Origin of the sequence: Streptomyces sp. CA-142005, from assembly GCF_050942335.1 — a bacterium.
Taxonomy (GTDB): domain Bacteria; phylum Actinomycetota; class Actinomycetes; order Streptomycetales; family Streptomycetaceae; genus Streptomyces.
In genome coordinates, this window is sequence record NZ_CP192078.1 from 3195648 (window position 1) to 3214214 (window position 18567).

An 18567-nucleotide genomic window follows, 5' to 3' on the forward strand; every position below is an offset into this window, starting at 1 on the left:
ACGCCTGCTGACGGAGTGTCATGGCGCGGTGTCCTCGGCGAGGACCCGCGCCATCGTGCGTTCGGCGAGCGCGGTGATGGTGACGAAGGGGTTCACGCCGATGTTGCCGGGCACGAGCGAGCCGTCGGTGACGTAGAGGTGCGGGTACCCCTTGACCCGGCCGTAGTCGTCGGTGGCCTTGCCGAGGACGCAGCCGCCCAGCGGGTGGTACGTGAAGTCGTCGGCGAAGACCTTGTTGCCGGAGCCGAACAGGTCGTAGCGGTAGATGGTCGCGTTGGCCAGGTTGATCCGGTCGAACAGCTTCTTGGCCATTTTCACCGACACCGCGCTCTGGGCGGCGCTCCAGCCGAGCTTCACCGCACCGGAGGCTGAGTCGTACGTGAAGGACGCCCGTTCGGGATTCTTGGTGATGGCGAGGTAGAGGCTGATCCAGTGCTCGAACCCCATGGGCAGCGGGGCGATCTCGGCGAAGACCGGGTTGTCGGTGTTGGCCCAGTCGTCGATGCCCATCACCGGCATGGTGGCCTCGTCGGCGCCGACGGTGTCCCAGACGTGGTTGGCGCGGCCGAGCATGGTGTTGCCGTTGGTGCCCCAGCCCGCGCCCACGGCGGGGTCCAGGTCCGGCAGGGTGCCGGTGTCGCGGGCGCGGACGAGGAGTTCGGTGGTGCCGAGGCTGCCGCCGCCGAGGAAGAGGTACGTGCAGCCGTAGCTCTTGGTCTCCACGACCGCGCCGGTGCTGTCGATCCGGTCGGCGGTCAGGACGTACGATCCGTCGGCCGCCCGGCCGAGGGACTTCACCCGCTCCAGGGTGTGGATGGTGACGTTGCCGGTGCCGAGGGCGGCGGCCAGATAGGTCTTGTCGAGGCTGCGCTTGCCGTGGTTGTTGCCGTAGATGACCTCGCCGGCGAGCGCGGACTTCGTGGCCGTGCCGGCGGCCTCCTGCCGCATGTAGCCGAAGTCGTAGACGTTCGGCACGAAGGTGGTCTTCAGGCCCGCGTTGCCGGCGGCCTTCCGGGAGGTGCGGGTGAAGCGGTACCAGTCGGTGGACTCGAACCAGGCCGGGTCGATGGTGTTGACGCCGAGCATGGCACGGGCGCGCGGGTAGTAGGTGCCGTACATCTCGTCGGCGTCCACGGTCGGGAACTGCTCGGTGAAGTACGACTTCAGGGGCGTGACCGCCATGCCGCCGTTGACGAGGGAGCCGCCGCCGACGCCGCGGCCGACGTAGACGGACATGTGGTCGTAGTGGACGCGGTCCAGGACTCCGGGGTAGGCGCCGATGTCCTTGTTGACCACGTCCAGCCAGAGGAAGGTGGCGAGCGGGGCCTCGGTGCGGGTGCGGAACCACATGGAGCGCTGGTCGGGGGCGGAGGTGGAGCAGAACACCTTGCCGTCGCTGCCGGCGGTGTTCCACAGGCGGCCCATTTCGAGGACGAGGGTACGGATGCCGGCCTGGCCCAGGCGGAGGGCGGCGACCGCGCCGCCGTAGCCGGAGCCGATGACTATCGCCGGGGCGGATTCGACCGCGTCGGGCTGCGCCGCTCGGGCCGACTGGAGGCCGATGCGGGTGAACCCCAGGGTGGCCGCGGTCTGCAGTGCGGCCATGCCGAGTATGTGACGTCTTGTCAGCTGACGCCTCATCAGGTTGGATGTCATGGGCGCAGCATGGGCGGATTATGGGGTTCCGCCAAGTGTGAAAACGCCATCGGCGGAAGGGAGTTCGCGCCTTCGGGCGCGTTTGACCTACAGCAGGTCTTTCAGTTTCTCGGCGAGCAGGTCCCAGCGCCACTTCTCTTCCACCCACTGGCGGCCCCGCTCGCCCATCCTGCGGCGCAGCTCGGGGTCGCCCAGCAGGGCCACGATCCGGTCGGCCGCCTCCGCCGGTTCGCCGCCCCTGACGACCCAGCCCGTCTCCCCGTCGAGTACGGCGTCGGGCGCGCCGCCCGAGTCGCCCGCGACCACCGGCAGGCCCGTCGCGGAGGCCTCCAGATAGACGATGCCCAGGCCCTCCACGTCCAGACCGCCGCGCCGGGTGCGGCAGGGCATGGCGAAGACGTCGCCCGCGCCGTAGTGGGCGGGGAGTTCGGACCAGGGGACGGCGCCGGTGAAGCGGACGGAGCCGGCCACACCCGTCTCGGCCGCCATCCGCCGCAGATCCCGCTCGTAGGGGCCGCCGCCCACGATCAGCAGGACGGTGTCCGGCTCGGCGGCGAGGATGCGGGGCATGGCCTGGACGAGGGTGTCCTGGCCCTTGCGCGGGACCAGCCGGGAGACGCAGACCACGACCGGGCGGTCGGTGAGGCCGAGGCGGGCGCGGATCTCGTCGCCGCCGGAGGCGGGGTGGAAGGTCTTCTCATCGACGCCGGGAGGCAGCTGGACCATGCGGCTCACCGCGTCCGGGGTCAGCGCGGTGGCGATCCTCGACCGCGTGTACTCGCCCAGATAGGTGATCGTGTCCGTCGACTCCCCGATGCTCCGCAGCAGTTGCCGGGCGGCGGGCAGCTGGGCCCAGCCGGCCTCGTGGCCGTGGGTGGTGGCCACCAGCCGCTCGGCGCCCGCCCTGCGCAGTGCCGGGGCCATGAGGCCGAGCGGTGCCGCCGCCCCGAACCACACCGAGGTGCAGCCGTGCTCGCGGAGCAGACCGACCGCCCGCCGGGTGGCTCCCGGCGTGGGCAGCAGCATGGTCGTACGGTCGCGTACGACGGTGAAGGGCTGCTCGGCGTCGAAGGCGGCCGTGGCCTCGACGCCCTCCCGGCTTCGCTTCCAGGTGGAGGCGTAGACGACCAGCCGGCCGGGGTCCAGGCGGAGGGCCATGTTGTGCAGGAAGGCCTGGATGCCGCCCGGCCGGGGCGGGAAGTCGTTGGTGACGATCAGGGTCTTGTGCATCGCCGCCGACCCTACCGAATCAACCGTCCGGAGCCAGGTGCGGCCGAGTCTGTGGCATGGACACAGACGGGCACGACATCATGGTGCCGACCGGAAACCGAATTGCGGGGGATCACGTGGAGACCAAAGGCGCCGGGCGGTCCCTGGCGTGGCTGCTCGCGACCTGGGGCGCCACCCGTGCGGTGCTGCTGCTGTTCGTCTTCCAGGTGTACGTCTTCCCGGGCCCGGACGTCACCTCCGACGTGTCGGTGATCTACCGGGGCTGGTACGAGGTGCTGCGCCAGGGAACGTTTCCGCTGGACGACGTGACCTGGCAGTATCCGCCGGCCGCCGCCCTCCCGGTGCTCTCCCCCGCCGCCCTGCCGTTCCTGTCGTACGCGCACGCCTTCTTCGTGCTGGCGTTCCTCGCCGACGCGGTCGTCCTGGCGCTGCTGCTGCGTCCGGGCAGGCGCCCCGGCCGCTCCCTGCGCGGCGCCTGGGTGTGGGTGGCGGGCGTACCGCTGCTCGGTCCCACGGTGTACGCCCGCTACGACGTGATGGTGACCGCGGTGGCCGTGGCGGCGCTGCTGGCCGGGGCCCGGCATCCGCGGGTGATGGGCGCGCTGACCGCGTTCGGGGCGCTGCTGAAGGTGTGGCCGGCGCTGCTGCTGGTCGGTGCCGTGCGGCGGCGGGCGTGGTGGTCGGCGGCGGTGACCGCGACCGGGCTCGCGGCGCTGTTCTCGGTGTCCATGCCGGGCGCTTTCGCCTTCCTGACCTTCCAGCGGGACCGGGGCACCGAGGTGGAGTCGCTGGGTGCCCTGGTCTTCCATGTGGCCCGGCACTTCGGCTGGCACGGCCAGGTGCTGCTGAACTACGGGTCGATCGAGTTCGTCGGCCCGCATGTGAACCAGGTCAGCACAGCGGCGCTGGCGCTGACCGTGGCCGCGTTCGGCTGGCTGCTGCTGTGGCGGCTGCGCATGACCCGCCGGGCGCCGCACACCCTGGCGGAGGCCGCGTTCACCGCGGTCCTGCTGTTCACGGTCACCAGCCGGGTGATCAGCCCGCAGTACCTGGTGTGGCTGATCGGCCTGGCCGCGGTCTGTGTCTCGTACCGGGCGAGCCGGATGGGGGCGCCCGCGGTGATGGTGGTGGCCGCGTCCTTCCTGACGGTCCTGGAGTTCCCGCTCGGCTTCCAGCACGTGGTGACGAGCGACCGGTACGGCGTCCTGCTGCTGGTGCTGCGCAACGGCCTGCTGGTCGCGGCCTCGGTCACGGCGGCCCGCCGGCTGTGGGACTCGACCGTGCCGCCGGCCCCCGCCACACCCCTGCCGCCCCAGCCGGCCCAGCCACGACAGACCCCGGTCTCCCCCTGACCCGGCCAGTACCCACCGGAAGACGCCACCCGAGCCGGCAACCGGAGCACCCCCCAACCCAAGGCAACCCACCGCCGACCCGACCACGGCAGCCCCGACCTCCCCTGACCCGGACAAGGCCCGCCGGAAGATGACACTCGAGCCGGCAACCAGAGCGCCCCCACCCCGGAAACCACCGCCGCCCCAGCCAGGGCAGACCCCGGCCTCCCCCGACCCGGCCAGTGCGCACCCGAAGACGACGCCCAAGCCCGCACCCAGAGCAGCCCAAACCCCAGGCAACCCACCGCCGACCCAGCCAGGGCAGACCCCGGCCTCCCCTGACCCGGCCGACGCCCACCGGAAGACGCCACCCGAGCCGGTAGCCGGAGCACCCCCTGACTCCAGGGAGCCCGCCGCCGCCCCGACCACGACAGACCCCGGTCTCCCCCCGACCCGGCCGACGCCCGCCGGAGAATGACCCCCGAGCCCCCAACCGCAGCAACCCAAACCCCACAGACTCCCCGCCGCCCACCCACCACGGCAGCCCCGCCCGTTCCCGGCTCACCCACTGCTGCTGCCGTTCGCACCGGTGCGTGATAGCCCCTCTTATCGAGCTATCTCGAAACGAGGTAGCTCGATAAGAGCTAGCATGGCGCCGAGGCCGCTGCAAGGAGGAGGGCGCGTGCTGGAGTTGTCGATCCTGGGCTTCCTCGCCGAGGAACCGCTGCACGGTTACGAGCTGAAGGAGCGCATCAAGGCGCTGAGCGGTCATGTCCGCCCGGTCAGCGACGGCGCGCTCTATCCGGCCATCAACCGCCTCGTCGCCGGCGGGCTGCTCGACCAGCGCACCGAGGAGGGCGCGAGCGCCGCACCGCGCCGGGTGCTGTCCCTGACGGCCAGGGGCCGGCAGGAGCTGCTCGCGCGGCTGCGCGACCCCAAGCAGGCGGAGATCACCGACCACGTCCGCTTCAACACGCTCCTGGCCTTCCTGCGCCACCTGGACGACCCCGCCGAACAGGCCGCGGTGCTGCGCCGCCGGCTGGACTTCCTCCAGGCTCCGGCGAGCTTCTTCTACCGGCAGGGCGAACCGGTGCGCGCGGAGGAGGCCGGGGACCTGTTCCGCGAGGGCATGCTGCGGGTCGCCCGGGCCACGGGCAAGGCGGAGCGGGCCTGGCTGCGCGAGGCCATCGAAAAGCTCGGCGCATCCGACTGACCTGCCGGAGAGGGGAGTCGGTCGCTCACTCGGTCCGGGTCAGCTGCGCCCGCACATACTCCCGCCACTGCTCGGTGAACGCTCCCGGTGTGGTCCCCAGCACCTTCTTCAGCGCGTCCTCGACCGCACCCGCCCGCTGCTGATGGGTGCCGACGGCACGGTAGAAGGCGTCGAGCCGGGCCTGCCCCCAGTGGTCGGCGATCATCCGGCAGGCCAGCCAGCCGCCCTCGTAGGCCCGGGCGAGCTCGGCCGGGTCGCTGGTGAAGCGGAAGTCCTTGTCGGTGGGGAGCCCGGTGGGCGGGTGGCCGTCCTGGACGGCGCGGGTGAGTTCCGGCGCGGCCTCGGTGGGGGTGCGGCCGGTGCCGAGGTAGCCGATCCAGTCCGCGTAGCCCTCGGAGAGCCACAGCGGGGTCGCGGCGGTGGTGTGGGCGCGGGTGGCCACGTGGGTGGTCTCGTGGGTGAGCACCACCTGCTTGCCGAGGTCGCCGAGGATGGCGTACGCCTCCGGGTTCACCACCACCCGGTCCGCCGGCGCCTTGCCGGAGCCCCCCGCCTCGCCGGTGGTGACGGCGGCGATCCCCCGGTAGTTGGCGGCGGGCGAACCGAGCAGTCCCGCCATGCCCTGCAGGGACTGCGGGACGAGGACGACGACGTGGCGGGTCCAGTCGGTGCCCCAGACCCGGGAGACGGCCGGTACGGCGCGGTCGGCCAGCGTGGCGTAGCCGCGCAGCCGGGCGGCCGTCCGGCCGGTGCCCAGCACCAGGCTGTGCGCGCCCTTGACGGCCGTCACCGGGCCCTGGTCCCACAACTGCTGCCCGGTGTCCTTGGCGGGCCTGTCGGCGGTGACGTACCACCCGCCGTCGGCGGTGCGGCCCAGGGCGAGGGTGCGACGGGCGTCGACGGGGGCCTTGTCGTACCCGGCGACGCGGTAGCGCAGGTCGGCGTCGGCGGTGGCCCCGGCGGAGGTGCGGTGCACGGCGGTGACCCGGTAGGTCCAGGAGGCCAGCGGGAGGGCGCGCAGCCGGGTGTACTCGGTGCGGGTGCCCGTCGCCCCGTACGCCGTCTCGTCGTGGCCGAGGAGCGCGGCCGAGCGCCGGTCGAGCAGGTGCTGCACCTCGGTGCGGGCGGAGTCGGCCGGGGTGCCGCCGCAGCCCGCCAGGGGCAGCAGCAGCCCGAGCCCCACGGCCCCGATGCTCCACGCCCGTCTGCGACCAGCCACTTCCCGATCGTAACGGCGCCGGGCTCGTTCAGGGACGGGTGACCGAGGAGATCGGCATCATCCCGACCGGGTCGTAGCGCACCGCGGCGCCCGGATAGGGGGCGTGGATGACCTGGCCGTTGCCCACGTACATCCCCACATGGCTGGCGTCCGAGCGGTAGATCACCAGGTCGCCGGGGCGGGCCTGGGAGAGCGGGACGTGCCGGCCGGCGAAGCGCTGCTCCTGCGAGGTGCGCGGCAGCTGGATGCCGGCGTGCGCGTACGACCACTGCATCAGGCCCGAGCAGTCGAAGCCGGAGGGGCCGCTCGCGCCCCACACATACGGCCGGCCGAGGGCGGAGCGGGCGGCGGCCACCGCGGCGGCGGCGCGGGTGTCGGGGGCGGCGGCGCCGGTCAGGTCGGACAGGTAGGACAGGTCCATGCGGCCGGAGCCGTCGGAGCGCGAGGCCCGGCCGAACGCGGCGCGCTCGGCGGCCGGGAGCGTGTTGAGCAGCTTCTGGGCCGTGGTGAGCTTCTTCTCCACGGTCCGCTTGTGCGCGGCCACGGCCTTGCGGCTGCTCTCCAGCTCGGCGAGCTTCCCGGCCGTCTCCGCGCGCTCCTGGGCGAGCTCCCGCAGTGCGGACTGCAACTCCCGGAGCTGCCCGGCCTGTTGGCTGGTGATGCGGTCGAGGGTGGACGCCTTGTCGAGATAGTCGTCGGGGTCGTCGGACAACAGCAGGGCCACGGCCGGGTCGATGCCGCCCGCGCGGTACTGGGCGCCGGCCAGCGAACCGAGCTGCTCGCGCAGGGAGTTGATGCGCTGCTGCTGCCGGGCGATGTGGTCCTGGGCGTCGCGCACCTCGCGGCGCAGCGTGCCGGCCCGCTCCCGGGCCTTGTCGAAGGCCTGGGTCGCCTGCTCGGCCTCCTGGTAGAGCCGGTCCACCTCGGCACGGGTGTCGGTGTGCGGGACCGCGTGCGCCGGTACGGCGCCGAGCGCGGCGGCCGTGGCCGACAGGACGCACAGGGCGGCGGCGCCCCGGTCGAATCCGGAGGAGGCAAAGCGGCGATGAGACCCCACGGCAGTCCTTCTGCTGGCGGACGTAAGACCGCTTCCCCGGCGCCTGGGGACGGGGAGGCCCCGGCGCCGGGGAAACGCGGCAGACAGTAGCCGTGCGCGAGCGGCCGGACCAACGGCCGTGGGGGCGACATACGGTGACGCCCCGCCGCTGACCCAGGTCAGTGGCGGGGCATGGAGTCAGTTCCGGTCCAGGGGATTCGCCCGTTCGGGCGCCCCCGCGTGAGCGTTTCCGGCGCGATCGCGCGGGTGTCGGACCCGGTTTCGCGGGGGTGTTGTGCCAGGTGCCTCAGACCCGGACACCGAACTGGAAGGGCATGTCGGACATCGCCTCGTAGCGGACCACGGCACCGGTGTGCGGGGCGTGCAGCACCTGGCCGTTGCCCGCGTACAGGCCCACGTGGTGCAGGTCGCCGTAGAAGAAGACCAGGTCGCCGACCTTGAGCTGGCTCTGGTCGTAGATCCGGGTGCCGATGTTGGCCTGCGCCTCGGAGGTGCGCGGTATGGAGACGCCGGCCTGGGCGTAGGCCCAGGAGGTAAGGCCCGAGCAGTCGAAGGAGGAGGGGCCGGAGGCGCCGTAGACGTACGGCGAGCCGATCCTGCTCTGCGCGGCGGAGAAGGCCGCCCCGGCACGGCCGGAGGCGGGCGGGGCGTCGCCGAGGTTCACACGCGCGCTGGCGGAGCGGTCGGCGCGCTGCTGCTGGGCGGCCAGGTCCGCCTTCTCCTTGGCCGTCAGGGTGTTGAGGACCTTCTGGGCGTCGGCGAGCTTGCCCTGGACTTCCTTCTTCTTCTGCTCCAGCTGGGTGCGCGTGGAGGAGAGGTCCTTGAGCTTGTCGGCGGCTTCCGCACGCTCCTGGGCGAGTTCGCGCTGTTTGTCCTGAATCTTCTTCAGCGCGTCGACCTGCTGGGCGCTCAACTGGTCCAGCGTGGAGGCCTTGTCGAGGAAGTCGTCCGGGTTGGAGGACAGGAAGAGCTGGACCGAGGGGTCGATGCCGCCGGAGCGGTACTGCGAGGTGGCCAGCGAGCCCAGGCCGTCGCGCAGCTTGTTCAGGTCCTGCTGACCGCGGGCGACGTTGTCCTGGATCGTGGATATTTCCTTCTGCAGCTTCTGCTGCTTCTCCTTCGCCCCGTTGTACTTCTCGGTGGCCTGCTCGGCCTCCTCGTAGAGCTTGTCGACCTTGGCCTTGACCTGGTCCTTGGTGAGCTTCTGGCTCGGCGCGGCGTTGGCGGCGTTCGCGCTCAGGACGACGGCGGCGGCGGCTGCGGTGGTCAGCACGGTCACGCGAGCGCGACTCTGCTGCTTGGGTCGACGGTGGGACGCCACGGAGGACGAACTCCTTCTTGTGAGTGATCACCCGTTCGGAGGTTCGAGGCCTGACCCTAGTGACCCACTTGTGATCAGTTCAAATCCTCACACCAAAAAACCTCGTCACACAATGCATTCTTTGCACACAAGTCACATGCGGTGAGACGCGGTTGACACTACGTTGCGCGATGATCAACTCAATTCGGGCATTACGTATGCCCGTTGGACCTTCAGGACAGTCGCTTGAGAAGCACCGCAGAGGCGACCGGACGGGCACCCGCCCTGGCGACCCCGTCGGCCACCTCCCGGTCGGTGGAGGCGACGATGACCGGACGGCCCGGCGGCTCCGCGCGCACGAGCTGCCGGATCAGCTCGTCGGCCGTGACGCCCGGCTTCGAGAACAGCACCCGGACGCCGCGCGGCGGCGCCAGAAGCACCGGGGCGGCCAGTTCGGCGCCGTCGAAGACACAGGTCACCTCGGCGCCCGTCTGCGCGGCGAGCGCGGAGAGCTGCCCGAGGAGCCGGAGCCGCTGCTTCTCCAGCGGCATCTGCGGATAGCCGGTCTTGGTGACGTTGTAGCCGTCGACCACCAGATGCGCCTGCGGCAGCGCCAGCAACTGGTCCAGGATGGCCGGATCGTTCTCCGACAGGGCGCGCGCCGCGATGTCCTTCGGTGTCATTCGTCCCGGTTCGACCGCGTCCACGGTCTCGGCGGGCCGTACGGACACGGGCGGCAGGGCGAGTTCGCGCCTGAGGCCCTGGGTCGCGTCGAGCAGGGTGTCGAGCAGCAGCCGTACCCGCATGTCCTCCACGCTGCGGCCCTCGCGGGCGGCGCGGCGGGTGGCCTCCAGCGCGGACTCCGCCTCGCCGAGCCGGGCCTTGAGCCGGCGGGACTCGCTCTCGGCGGCCGACACCCGCAGGTGCGCCTCGGCGCGTACGGCGTCCATCTCGCCGTGGGCCTTGCGCAGGGCGGCCTCGCCCCGCTTGACGTCGCTGAGGGCGGCCCGGAGCTTGCGGTGCAGCGACTCCGCTTCCTTCTTCGCCGACTCCAGCTCCGTACGCAGCCGTTCGCTCTCGGCGCGGGTGTGCTCGCGGGCCTGGGCCAGCTCGGCGCGCAGCCGCTCCAGCTCGGCCCGGTTCTCCTCGTCGGCGCGTTCGGCGTCCGCGCGCTGGACCTCCTCGCCGGCCGCCGTGACCAGCTTCACCCAGCCCGTCGGGCGCAGTACGTAGGCCGCGGCCGCCACGTCGAGCGGGTCCGCGGCCGGGAGCGGCGAGCCGGAGTCGAGTGCGCCGGCGAGTTCCGGCTGCGCCTCTCTGAACTTCTCCCCGATCCGCTGCCGGAACAGCGCATCGGTCTCCAGCGCCGCCGCCATGGCGTTCCCGGCGAACTTCGCCCGGCGACTGGGGGTGAACCGGGCGTACTGCCTCAGCTGGGCGGGGAGTTCCGAGACGGTCAGAGCGCCGAAGCCGTCCGAGATGATCTGGACGACTTTCCGGCGCACCCCGTCGGGCAGCGGACGGTCAAGCACCTCGGCGGTGCCGTCGCCCGGCCCCCCGCCTGTGGTCTCCACCATCCGTCACACCCCACTACTTCAACTTCTTCGGGGCCGCTCCGCTCAGGAGCCGGCGCCCGGCCTGTCCACGAGTTCCACCTGGTCCACCGCGTTGCACCAGCGGCACCGCACCGACTCGATGGTCTCACTGACCACCTCGCGCTCCTCCACGGTCGGCTCCCCGGCCAGATCGAGGTGGACGTACTCGACGACCTTCGAGGAACGCGTCACGTCGAACCGGGTGAGGTTGCCGCACAGGGTGCAGCGCCATCGGGTGGTGGCGGTCGGCAGGGGAACCGTCATCGTGGCTGTCCGCTTCCTTCTCGTAGTCGCTCGCCGCGCCGCCGGCCGACGCGTGTGGCCGTAACCCTACGGCCTGGCGGCAACTCGCCGCTGGTCCGTTCGCGGCGGCGAGGCGGTCTGTCCGCTTGCGTCCCGTTACGTCATGCTCTGTATTCATGATCAGCCAGTGGAGCAGGGCGGCCGGCAGGGCCTTCAGAGCGGTCCGGAGCACCTCAGCACCGATGACGTACGGCCTCATCGTCCTGTGCTGCCTGCTCTTCGTCCTGGGTCCGGCCTCGGGACTGACACCGGCATACGGCTCCGGGGACGGCCTGCAGGCCGCACAGCGGGCGTACTTCCGGCGCTGGGGCGTGGTTCCGGCCGAGCTGTTCGCCAGGCCGGTGCGGGAGGCCCTGACCCCCGCGACGGCCCTGTTCGTGCACGGCAGCTGGGTGCATCTGCTCGGCAACATGCTCTTCCTCTTCGTCTTCGGCGCGATGACCGAGGAACGGATGGGCCGGGTCGAGTTCACCCTCTTCTTCGTAGGCTGCGGCTATCTCGCCCTGCTCGGATATGCGGCCGCCAACGCCGCCTCCGACCAGTCGCTGGTGGGCGCGTCCGGGGCGATCTCGGCGGTTCTCGGAGCGTTCCTCTACCTGTTCCCGCGCGCCCGTGTCACCAGTCTTCTGCCGTTCCTGTTCTTCCTGCCACTGCGGTTTCCCGCGTGGATCGTGCTGCCGTTCTGGGCGGCGCTGCAGTGGGCGGCGGCGGAGCACAGCTCAGAGGGGCCCGGGGTGGCGTATCTGGCGCACCTCGTCGGCTTCGGTCTGGGCTTCGGCTACGCATGGGTCCGGTACAGCCGTACGACTAGAGTGAAGTGCGCCCCAGCTCCGGCACCCGAGGGAGAGAACCAGCCGTGATCACCGCGATCGTCCTGATCAAGACCAGCGTGGACCGGATCCCCGAGATCGCGGAGCAGATCGCTTCGCTGGAGTCGGTGAGCGAGGTCTTCTCCGTCACCGGCACGTATGACTTGATCGCGATGGTCCGGGTACGGCAGCACGACGATCTCGCCGATGTCATCCCCGGCCGGATCAGCAAGATCCCCGGTGTGGAGGGCACGGACACGCATGTGGCGTTCCGGACGTACTCGCAGCACGACCTGGAGGCCGCGTTCTCGATCGGCCTGGACAACTAGGGTTCGCCCCCGGTCGCCCACGCCGTCCCCCGCGCCCCCTCCCGGGTACTGATCACACCGCCGGCACGCAGCGGCCGTCCTCCGTGCGGTACGTCCACTTCGCGCCCTCGGTCACGAGTTCCCGGACCGCGGTGACGAAGCGGTCGACGTGCTCGTCCGGGGTGCCGGCGCCGAAGCTCACGCGGATGGCGTTGAGGGACTTCTCGCCCGGCTGGGCCTCGGGGGCGCCGCATTCGCCCTGGGTCTGGGGGTCGGTGCCGAGGAGGGTGCGGACCAGGGGGTGGGCGCAGAAGAGGCCGTCGCGGACGCCGATGCCGTACTCGGCGGACAGGGCCGCGGCGAAGTGGGAGCTGTTCCAGCCCTCGACGACGAAGGAGATCACGCCGACGCGCGGGGCGTCGTCGCCGAAGAGGGACAGCACCTTCACCTGGGGGACCTCGGCCAGGCCCGCGCGGACCCGGGCGATCAGGTGCCGCTCGCGCGCGACCAGGGTGTCCCAGCCGGCCTCGGTGAGCGCCTTGCAGGCCGAGGCGATGGAGTAGGCGCCGATCACGTTGGGCGACCCCGCCTCATGCCGCGCGGCGCTCTCGTGCCACTCCACGTCCACGCCGCCGTCCTGCCGCCGGGAGACCGTACGGCTGGCCCCGCCGCCCGCGAGGTACGGCTCGGCCGCGCGCAGCCAGTCGGCGCGGCCGGCCAGGACACCGGAGCCGAAGGGCGCGTACAGCTTGTGGCCCGAGAAGGCGACCCAGTCGACGTCCAGGTCACGGACGGACACGGGGTGGTGCGGGGCCAGCTGGGCGGCGTCCAGGACGATACGGGCGCCGTGCGCGTGGGCGGCCGCCGCCAGCTCCCGTACGGGCCACAGCTCGCCGGTGACGTTCGAGGCGCCGGTGACGCAGACCAGGGCCGGGCCGTGCCCCCCTTCCACGGACACCGTGCGGTCGGCGAGGGCCCGCTCCAGGGTCGCGACGGCCTGCTCCGGGGTGCGCGGGGCGTCGAGGTAGGTGACCTGGGCGTCCTGCCAGGGCAGCAGCGAGGCGTGGTGCTCGGTCTCGAAGACGAAGACCTGGCAGCCGGCCGGGAGGGCCCGGGCCAGGAGGTTCAGGGAATCCGTGGTGGACCGCGTGAAGATCACCTGGTCGTCGGGGCGGCAGTCCAGGAACTCGGCGACCGTCCTGCGGGCGTTCTCGAACAGGTCGGTGGACAGCTGCGAGAGGTAGCCGGCGCCCCGGTGGACGCTGCCGTAATACGGCGCGTAGGCGGCCACGTCGTCCCAGACGCGCTGCAGGGCGGGGGCGCTGGCCGCGTAGTCGAGGGCCGCGTAGGTGACCTCGCCGCCGGTGACGAGCGGCACGGTGACATCCCGGCCCAGAACGGGCAGCGGGGAGCAAACGGACTGGCCGGAGGCAGCGGTGAAGACGGACATGGGTGGACTCCCGTGAGAACGTACGCCGAAGACGGCGTACGGAAAGAAGAGAAAAGGGGGATGCGGAGGCGGGGCTCGGCGGCCCTATCGCATTCGCTTGCTCACGGAAGGCTCCCTCGATGACCAGGACCCCTGGTCCCGCGCTCTCAGCGGCGCGCGAGGGGTCCGCGCTTGCCGTAGACCTCGCTGCCTACGGCCTGGTCCTCACCCGGGGCACCCCGCCACGGACGGAGGGTTGCCGGACAGCCGGCCGGGGCCGAATGGCTGTCACTCATGACCTGGTACAGGAACGTACGGGAAATGATCGTCGTCCCGCAACCCGAGTCCGGATCGCGGGACGATCCCCGGTGGGCGCTAGGCGTTGCTCGCCGCCACCCACCGCTCCAGCGTCCGCTTCGCCGCACCCGAGTCGATCGACTCGGCCGCCAGCGCCATCCCGTCCCGCAGCTGCTCGGTCAGCGGCGCGTCCGTGGGCCGCAGCGCGACGAGCGCCGCCGCCGAGTTCAGCAGCACCGCGTCCCGTACGGCCCCTGTCTCACCGTCGAGCAGGCGGCGGGCGACCTCCGCGTTGTACGACGCGTCCGCGCCGCGCAGGGCCTCAACGGGGACGAGCTCGATGCCGACGTCCCTCGGGTCGAAGGTCTGCTCGGTGACCTTGCCGTCCCGGACGACCCAGACCCGCGAGGTGGCGGTCGTCGTCAGCTCGTCCAGGCCGTCGTCGCCGCGGAAGACCAGGGAGGAGTTGCCGCGCTCGGCGAGGACGCCCGCCACGATCGGGGCCATCCGCAGATCCGCCACGCCGACGGCCTGGGCGCGCACCTGCGCCGGATTGGTCAGCGGACCGAGGACATTGAAGGTCGTACGGATCCCCAACTGGCCACGGGCGGCGGCCACATGGCGCAGCGCCGGGTGGAACTTCACCGCGAAGCAGAAGGTGATCCCGGCCTCCTCGGCGACCTGCGGGACCCGCTCCAGCGGGAGGTTCAGATTGACGCCGAGCTTCTCCAGCACGTCCGACGCCCCCGACGCCGAGGACGCGGCCCGGTTGCCGTGCTTGACGACCTTCGCGCCGGTGCCGGCGACGACGATCGAGGACATCGTGGAGATGTTCACCGTCTTGGCACCGTCACCACCGGTGCCGACGATGTCGACGGTCTCCCCCGGCACCTCGATGACGTTCGCGTGGGCGTACATCGCGCGGACGAGCCCGGTGATCTCCTCCACCGTCTCGCCCTTGGCGCGCAGGGCCACGGCGAATCCCGCGATCTGCGCGTCCGTAGCCTCCCCGCGCATGATCCGGTCCATCGCCCATGCCGTGGCGTCCGCGCTCTGGTCCCGGCCCTCCAGCAGGGCGTTCAGTACCTCGGGCCAGGAACGGCCCGCCGCGGTGTCGCCTCCAGCGGGGGTCACAGCGCTCATCAGCCGCTCCTGGTGTCGTGAGAAACAGTGTGATCCCAGCCTATCCACCCCCGGACACGGCGAAGGGCCCCGTCCGTAAGCCGGACGGGGCCCATCAGCGTGGCGTGGCGACGCGGGGATCAGTGGTGGCCGTGGCCGCTCGTGATCTCCTTGTACTCGTCGACGGTCGGCTTCGGGATCTGGTTGTCCTCGCCGTAGTAGGCGTTGGACAGCCTCACCCGGAACTTCTCCGAGGCCGGCACCTTGCGCTCGACACCGTTCTCGTCGACCGTCGGGCCGATCTCGGCCGGCTCGTACTGGTGGTGAGCCGTGAGGGTGTGCAGCTGCTCCTGGCTGAGCGGCTCGTGCACCTCGATGAACTCACCGTGCGGCAGGCGCTTGATGATGCCGGTCTCGCGACCGTGCAGCACCTTGTCGCGGTCGCGGCGCTGCAGGCCCAGGCAGATCCGCTTGGTGATGAGGAAAGCGATGACCGGGCCGACGAAGAACCCGATCCGGACGAACCAGGTCACGGCGTTGATCGACAGGTGGAAGTGCGTGGCCCACAGGTCGTTGCCACCGCCGACCAGCAGGAGCAGGTACAGCGTCATCCACGCGACACCGAGGCCGGTGCGGGTCGGGGCGTTGCGCGGGCGGTCCAGGATGTGGTGCTCGCGCTTGTCGCCGGTGACCCAGGACTCGATGAACGGGTAGACCGCGATCGCCGCCAGCACCAGCGGGAAGATCATCAGCGGGATGAACACGCCCAGGACGAGCGTGTGGCCCCAGAGGTTGATCTCCCAGCCCGGCATGAAGCGGATCAGGCCCTCGGAGAAGCCCATGTACCAGTCGGGCTGGGCGCCGGTGGACACCTGGTCCGGACGGTAGGGGCCCATGGCCCAGATCGGGTTGATCTGGGCGACCGCCGCGATGGCCGCGATGACACCGAAGACCAGGAAGAAGAAGCCTCCGGCCTTGGCCATGTACACCGGCAGCAGCGGCATGCCGACGACGTTCTTCTCGGTCTTTCCGGGACCCGCGAACTGCGTGTGCTTGTGGTAGAAGACCAGGATCAGGTGGCCCACCATCAGGCCGAGCATGATGCCCGGCAGCAGCAGGATGTGGATCGAGTAGAACCGGGCGACGAAGTCGTGACCGGGGAACTGACCGCCGAAGAGGAAGAACGACAGGTACGTGCCGACGATCGGCACGGACAGGACCGCGCCCTCCATGAAGCGGACACCGGTGCCGGAGAGCAGGTCGTCCGGGAGCGAGTAACCGGTGAAGCCGGTGAACATGCCGAGGACGAACAGCAGGAAGCCGAACAGCCAGTTGATCTCACGCGGCTTGCGGAACGCGCCGGTGAAGAACACGCGCATCATGTGCACGAACATGCCGGCGAGGAAGATCAGCGCGGCCCAGTGGTGGATCTGCCGCATGAGCAGACCACCGCGCACGTCGAAGGAGATGTGCAGGGTCGAGTTGAACGCCTCGGACATCAGCTGTCCCTGCAGAGGGACATAGCTGCCGTGGTACTCCACCTCGTTCATCGACGGGTGGAAGAACAGCGTCAGATAGACACCCGTGAGGATGATGATGATGAAGCTGTAGAGGCAGACCTCACCCAGCATGAACGACCAGTGGTCGGGGAAGATCTTGCGCATGTTGGCCTTGGCCAGGGAGTAGATCCCGAGCCGGCCGTCGGCCCAGTCGGCGACACGCTCGCCGGCCGGGGCCTTCCCGCGAGAGCGGGGCGTCTCGTTCGCAGCAGTACTCATCCGCGCTCCCAGAATGCAGGACCGACGGGCTCCTCGAAGTCGCCGAGCGCCTGGAGGTAACCCTCACTGTCCACACCGATGCGCAGCTGCGGCAGGGCGTGGCCGGCGGGGCCGAAGATCACTCGGGCACCGTCGGTGAGGTCGAAGGTGGACTGGTGGCACGGGCACAGCACGTGGTGCGTCTGCTGCTCGTACAGCGAGATCGGGCAGCCGACGTGGGTGCAGATCTTGGAGAACGCGACGATGCCCTCGTGCGACCAGTCGAGCTCGCGCTTGTCCTTGATGTTGCCGGGCTGCAGCCGGACGATCATCAGCGCGGCCTTGGCGATCTCCGTCTGGAACTCCTCGTCCGTCTCCTCCAGCCCGTCGGGCTTGGCGAAGGTGAGGGAGCCGACGGCGACGTCCTCGGGGCGCAGCGGCTGGTTGGTGTTCATGTTGACCAGACGCTTGCCCTTGGCCCACAGCGTGTGACGCAGCGAGGTGCCGGGCAGCGGACCGAGGTCGCGCAGCAGCATGACGCCGGAGAGCGGGAACAGGGCCAGCGCGCCGAACATCGTGTTGCGCAGCAGCTTGCGGCGGCCGAGCGCCGACTCCTTGGCGCCCTGCCGGAAGTCCGCGTGGACCTTCGCGCGGACGTCGGCCGGGGCCTCGATGGCGTGCCGCTCGTCGGCGACCTCGACGTCGGACATCAGGGTGCGGGCCCAGTGGACCGCGCCCGCGCCGATGCAGAACAGCGCCGCGCCGAGGGTCAGGCCCAGCGCGAAGTTCAGCGCGCTGAGGTGCCCGATCGGGAAGACGAAGATGCTCTGGTCGTGCGGGATCGTCACGTACGAGACGATGAAGCCGACGGTGGCCAGCATCGACACCGTGAACAGCAGGGCGACCGTGCGCTCGGACCGCTTGGCGGCCCGCTCGTCGATGTCCTGGATCCGGTGCTCGTGGGGCGGCAGCCCCGGGTCGGCGAACGGGTTCTCCTCGTCCGCGATCCCCACCGCGCCGCGCGCGTGGTCCTGCTCAGCGGGCAGGTTCTCTTCTGGAATGTCTTGGCTACTCATGACTTCTTGGCCTTTGCGGTCCGAGCGGCGACCCAGACGGCGACGGCGATCAGTGCGCCGAGACCGAAGATCCAGGCGAACAGACCCTCACTGACCGGCCCGAGGCCGCCCAGCTCCAGACCGCCGGGGTTCGTCGTCTCGCTGCTGTCGACCGCGTGCAGGTACGCGATGATGTCCTTCTTGTTCTTCGAGGACAACGTGGTGTCGGGGAAGGACGGCATGTTCTGCGGGCCGGTCTGCATGGCCTCGTAGATGTGCTTCGGGTCGACACCCTCGAGGGTCGGCGCGAACTTGCCCTTGGTCAGGGCACCGCCCTTGCCGGTGAAGTTGTGGCACTGCGCGCAGTTGGTGCGGAACAGCTCGCCACCCTTGGCGATGTCCGCGCCGTCAGGGCCGTACTGGTCCTTGGTCGGCACGTTCGGGCCGGCGCCCAGCGAGGCGATGTACGCGGCGAGCTGGTCGATCTGCGTCTGGTTGTAGACGACCTTCTTGCGCGGGACCTGGGCGCCCTGCGAGGTGGCGGCCGGCATACGGCCGGTGCCGACCTGGAAGTCGACGGCCGCGGCACCCACGCCGACCAGGCTCGGCCCGTCGGAGGAGCCCTGGCCACCGGTGCCGTGGCAGCTGGCGCAGCCGACCTCGTAGAGCTTCTTGCCCTCCTGGATGGTCAGAGACTGGGCGGAATCATCGGCCTGCGCCTTGCCCGCGGGTGCGAACGCGGCGTACAGCCCCCCAGTGGCCGCCAGCGCGAGGAGTAGGACGACGACCGCCGCCAGCGGATGGCGTCGTCGTGCGGAGAGCTTTTTCACGGATTACCCCGGTGTCAGGATCTTCTGCGTCGGTGCTTCTGGATGTGCGGGAGCCG

Annotated in this window: 16 protein-coding genes and 1 riboswitch; of the genes, 4 read left to right on the forward strand and 12 right to left on the reverse strand. The window is 70.9% G+C overall.

The window, feature by feature from the left end; translation table 11 throughout:
- Positions 1-18 precede the first annotated feature (18 nt).
- Entirely contained in the window at positions 19-1605 is a 1587-nt protein-coding gene (locus ACQPXS_RS15180) for a GMC oxidoreductase (protein WP_433449742.1), read from the reverse strand.
- Positions 1606-1743: 138 nt separating this feature from the next.
- Complete coding sequence (locus ACQPXS_RS15185) at positions 1744-2886, reverse strand: glycosyltransferase family 4 protein (protein ID WP_433449744.1); 1143 nt, start codon at positions 2884-2886, stop codon at positions 1744-1746.
- A 116-nt stretch (positions 2887-3002) separates the two neighbouring features.
- Here ACQPXS_RS15185 and ACQPXS_RS15190 point away from each other — a divergent pair, with 116 nt between their 5' ends.
- Together ACQPXS_RS15190 and ACQPXS_RS15195 are read left to right on the forward strand one after the other, a co-directional pair.
- The gene (locus ACQPXS_RS15190) at positions 3003-4238 is read left to right on the forward strand and encodes a glycosyltransferase 87 family protein (RefSeq protein WP_433455822.1); all 1236 of its coding nucleotides are present in this window, start codon (positions 3003-3005) and stop codon (positions 4236-4238) included.
- A 661-nt stretch (positions 4239-4899) separates the two neighbouring features.
- Positions 4900-5430: a PadR family transcriptional regulator gene (locus ACQPXS_RS15195; protein ID WP_433449746.1), complete on the forward strand. Its 531-nt coding sequence runs from the start codon at positions 4900-4902 to the stop codon at positions 5428-5430.
- Positions 5431-5455: 25 nt separating this feature from the next.
- Here the strand turns inward: ACQPXS_RS15195 and ACQPXS_RS15200 are convergent, their stop codons facing one another.
- The 5 genes from ACQPXS_RS15200 to ACQPXS_RS15220 all read right to left on the reverse strand — a co-directional run bounded on the left by ACQPXS_RS15200 (position 5456) and on the right by ACQPXS_RS15220 (position 10865).
- On the reverse strand, positions 5456-6649 hold the full coding sequence (locus ACQPXS_RS15200; protein WP_433449747.1) for a hypothetical protein: 1194 nt from the start codon (positions 6647-6649) through the stop codon (positions 5456-5458).
- Positions 6650-6677: 28 nt separating this feature from the next.
- On the reverse strand, positions 6678-7706 hold the full coding sequence (locus tag ACQPXS_RS15205; RefSeq protein WP_433449748.1) for an NlpC/P60 family protein: 1029 nt from the start codon (positions 7704-7706) through the stop codon (positions 6678-6680).
- 286 nt (positions 7707-7992) lie between these two features.
- Positions 7993-9027 carry an NlpC/P60 family protein gene (locus tag ACQPXS_RS15210; protein ID WP_433449750.1) on the reverse strand — a complete coding sequence of 345 codons (1035 nt, stop codon included), beginning with the start codon at positions 9025-9027 and terminating at the stop codon, positions 7993-7995.
- A 212-nt stretch (positions 9028-9239) separates the two neighbouring features.
- A complete protein-coding gene (locus tag ACQPXS_RS15215; RefSeq protein ID WP_433449751.1) occupies positions 9240-10583 on the reverse strand; it encodes an NYN domain-containing protein in 1344 nt (447 codons plus the stop codon).
- A 42-nt stretch (positions 10584-10625) separates the two neighbouring features.
- Positions 10626-10865: a hypothetical protein gene (locus tag ACQPXS_RS15220; protein WP_014672226.1), complete on the reverse strand. Its 240-nt coding sequence runs from the start codon at positions 10863-10865 to the stop codon at positions 10626-10628.
- A 155-nt stretch (positions 10866-11020) separates the two neighbouring features.
- Between ACQPXS_RS15220 and ACQPXS_RS15225 the strand changes: the two genes are divergently transcribed.
- Together ACQPXS_RS15225 and ACQPXS_RS15230 are read left to right on the forward strand one after the other, a co-directional pair.
- Positions 11021-11764 (forward strand): rhomboid family intramembrane serine protease, encoded by a 744-nt coding sequence (locus ACQPXS_RS15225; protein WP_433449752.1) that lies wholly within the window; start codon positions 11021-11023, stop codon positions 11762-11764.
- Entirely contained in the window at positions 11761-12042 is a 282-nt protein-coding gene (locus ACQPXS_RS15230) for an Lrp/AsnC family transcriptional regulator (protein ID WP_351798615.1), read from the forward strand. Before ACQPXS_RS15225 ends, ACQPXS_RS15230 begins: the two co-directional genes overlap by 4 nt.
- 52 nt (positions 12043-12094) lie before the next feature.
- On the opposite strand, the gene ACQPXS_RS15235 is transcribed toward ACQPXS_RS15230, so the two are convergent.
- The 5 genes from ACQPXS_RS15235 to qcrC all read right to left on the reverse strand — a co-directional run bounded on the left by ACQPXS_RS15235 (position 12095) and on the right by qcrC (position 18511).
- Entirely contained in the window at positions 12095-13471 is a 1377-nt protein-coding gene (locus ACQPXS_RS15235; protein ID WP_433449754.1) for an aminotransferase class V-fold PLP-dependent enzyme, read from the reverse strand.
- Between the two features lie 162 nt (positions 13472-13633).
- A riboswitch (SAM riboswitch) is annotated at positions 13634-13750 on the reverse strand.
- A 75-nt stretch (positions 13751-13825) separates the two neighbouring features.
- A complete protein-coding gene (gene trpD / locus ACQPXS_RS15240) occupies positions 13826-14890 on the reverse strand; it encodes an anthranilate phosphoribosyltransferase (protein WP_351798609.1) in 1065 nt (354 codons plus the stop codon).
- A gap of 119 nt (positions 14891-15009) precedes the next feature.
- Entirely contained in the window at positions 15010-16647 is a 1638-nt protein-coding gene (gene qcrB / locus ACQPXS_RS15245; RefSeq protein ID WP_433449755.1) for a cytochrome bc1 complex cytochrome b subunit, read from the reverse strand.
- The gene (gene qcrA, locus ACQPXS_RS15250) at positions 16644-17702 is read right to left on the reverse strand and encodes a cytochrome bc1 complex Rieske iron-sulfur subunit (protein WP_433449757.1); all 1059 of its coding nucleotides are present in this window, start codon (positions 17700-17702) and stop codon (positions 16644-16646) included. The genes qcrB and qcrA overlap by 4 nt, the downstream gene beginning before the upstream one ends.
- Entirely contained in the window at positions 17699-18511 is an 813-nt protein-coding gene (gene qcrC / locus ACQPXS_RS15255; RefSeq protein WP_356304852.1) for a cytochrome bc1 complex diheme cytochrome c subunit, read from the reverse strand. Before qcrC ends, qcrA begins: the two co-directional genes overlap by 4 nt.
- Positions 18512-18567 lie beyond the last annotated feature (56 nt).